Raw genomic sequence first — 2,174 nt, 5'->3', positions numbered from 1 at the left:
GGCAAGCTCGGCACCATCCTCTATTTCGCTTGCCTCGGCCTTGGCTACATCATGGTCGAGGTCGGGCTGATAAGCCGCTTCACCGTGGCGCTGGCCAATCCGACTGTATCGGCTTCGGTGCTGATCTCGTCGATGTTGGTGTTTTCCGGCCTCGGCAGCCTGTTTGCCGAGCGCATTTTTGACCGCGCCAGGACGCTGCTGCCTGTGGTGCTCCTGGCGATCTGCGTGCTGCTTTTGGCGTACGGATTCTATCTGTCGCCGGTGCTCGACTGGATCGGCGCCTATCCCTATGCCGTCCGGCTGCTGCTCTGCTTCCTCCTGGTGTCGCCGCCTTCCTTCCTGATGGGCATGCCGATGGCCACCGCCATGACCTGGCTGGCGCGGCTGGGCAAGGAGCATCTGTTCGTGTGGGCCTGGGGCATCAATGGCTGCTTCTCGGTCATCGGCTCGGCCGCGGTGCCGATCGTCGCCACCAGCTTCGGCCTCAGCGCGGTGCTGCAATGGGCCGCGATCGCCTATCTCGTCGCCATCCCAGCCTTCTTTGCGGTGCTGTTGCCGGCGAAGGCGCCTTCTGTCCGGCTGGTGACGGCCTGATGCCCGACCGGCGCGCCATCGTCGCTGGTTTGCTGGCCACGGCGGCATTTCCGGCGGCGAGCCAGGGCGCGCGTTTGCGCAAGGCGATATCGACGATCGTGCCGTTCAAGACATCGCCCTTTCCCTACCGGGGCAAACTGCCAGACGGTTCCGGGCCGTTTCTCGACGTGACCGCCAATGGCCGGCATGGCCACACCTCGCCGCGCGGTGGCATCTATTGGGAAGACGAGACCTATTCCGACCGTAGCACGCTGCTGGCGGTGCCTCGGGGTTTCGACCCCGCCAGGCCGGCGGTCATCGTGGTGTTCTTCCACGGCAATGGCGCGACCTTGCAGCGCGATGTGGTCGGGCGCCAGCGGGTCGTCGCCCAGGTCGAGGCGTCCGGCCTCAACGCCGTCCTGGTGGCGCCGCAATTCGCCAGCAATGCGCAGGATTCCAGCGCCGGCAATTTCTGGACGCCGGGCTATTTTGCCGGGTTCATGACGGAGGCGGCCCATGGCCTAGCCAAGCTGACCGACGCCAAGGCGGCGAAATTCGACGCCATGCCGGTGGTGCTGGTCGCCTATAGCGGCGGCTACAACCCCGCCGCCTCCGTGCTCAGGAATGGCGGCGTCAGCGGCCGGCTGCTCGGCGTCATCCTGCTCGACGCCGTGTTCGACGAAGCCGATATTTTCGCGGATTGGATCGCGCGCCACAGGAAGAGTTTTTTCGTCAGCGCCTATGGCCAGTCATCGGCCTCCGGCAATGCGGAGATCCGGCAATTGCTGGCGAGCCAGGGCATCGACGCCAACTCGGACCCGCCGCGCCACCTCGAAGCCGGCACCGTCGCCTTCCTCGCCTCGGATGCAGCCCACGACAGTTTCGTCACCCGCGCCTTCGTCGGCAATCCATTGCAATGGCTACTCGGTCGGCTGCACGGTTTTCCGCGCTAGTTGAACCAAAGCGCAAAAGTCAGGAACCCGCCGCCGCCGAACTGGCGCTGGATCTGGTCGAAATCGTCGCTGGTCAGGATCTTGCCGCTTTCGAGATAGGGCGCGATGGCAGGGCCGGTGATCGACAGCACCAGGTCGAAGTTTTTTGGCTCGTCGAAGAAGCGCTTCATGTTGATGCCCTTGCCGGTGATGCGGAAATGCGGCAGCAGCGTGCGGCCTTCGAGCAGACCCTCGGCCATGGTCAGGGCGGCGAGCCAGGCCTGGACCTGCTCTTCGCCAACTTCGAGGCCGGTGAGCGGGTTTTCGCCCTTCTGCTGCGGGCCGGGCAGCCATTCGCGGTCATTGTCGGTCTCGGCGCGGATCGCCTTCCAGTCCTCGCGCGACAGCCGGATCATTTCGAGCAGATGGCGGCGCGCCGCTTGCCGGCGCTCCGGTTCAACCACCGGCCAGTTGACGAGATGCACCAGCGAGATGAAATCGGCGATGCGCCATTCCGAGGCGAAGATGCTGCTGCCCATGTCGCTGGCCGGCGGCACGAGAATGTCCTGCAACGGCAGCTTGGCGCGCGGGAACAGCATGTGGAACGAACCGTCGAAAGTGCTCCTGAAATCATGCGCTAGCCAGAAATCGGCCTGCGCCATCAGGAAC

Annotated in this window: 1 protein-coding gene and 2 pseudogenes; 2 read left to right on the top strand and 1 reads right to left on the bottom strand. The window is 64.9% G+C overall.

Annotated features, from left to right (window positions below; all coding sequences use genetic code 11):
• Both EN935_RS32410 and EN935_RS32405 read left to right on the top strand, forming a co-directional pair.
• Positions 1-594, top strand: a pseudogene (locus EN935_RS32410) (hypothetical protein); the annotation flags it as partial.
• On the top strand, positions 594-1,526 hold the full coding sequence (locus EN935_RS32405; RefSeq protein ID WP_127374040.1) for a hypothetical protein: 933 nt from the start codon (positions 594-596) through the stop codon (positions 1,524-1,526). The pseudogene EN935_RS32410 and the gene EN935_RS32405, both read left to right, overlap by 1 nt.
• On the opposite strand, the pseudogene EN935_RS32400 reads toward EN935_RS32405, so the two are convergent.
• A pseudogene (locus EN935_RS32400) lies at positions 1,523-2,174 on the bottom strand (hypothetical protein); the annotation flags it as partial. The gene EN935_RS32405 and the pseudogene EN935_RS32400 sit on opposite strands and share 4 nt — an antisense overlap.

Origin of the sequence: Mesorhizobium sp. M7D.F.Ca.US.004.03.1.1, from assembly GCF_003998635.1 — a bacterium.
GTDB lineage: Bacteria > Pseudomonadota > Alphaproteobacteria > Rhizobiales > Rhizobiaceae > Mesorhizobium > Mesorhizobium loti.
The sequence above is the reverse complement of the archived record's forward strand: the minus strand, read 5'-3'. Positions and strand labels throughout refer to the sequence as shown.

Bases quoted from the DNA above. Each gene is read 5' to 3' on its own strand.
- EN935_RS32405 (WP_127374040.1), top strand. From the start codon at position 594: ATGCCCGACCGGCGCGCCATCGTCGCTGGTTTGCTGGCCACGGCGGCA.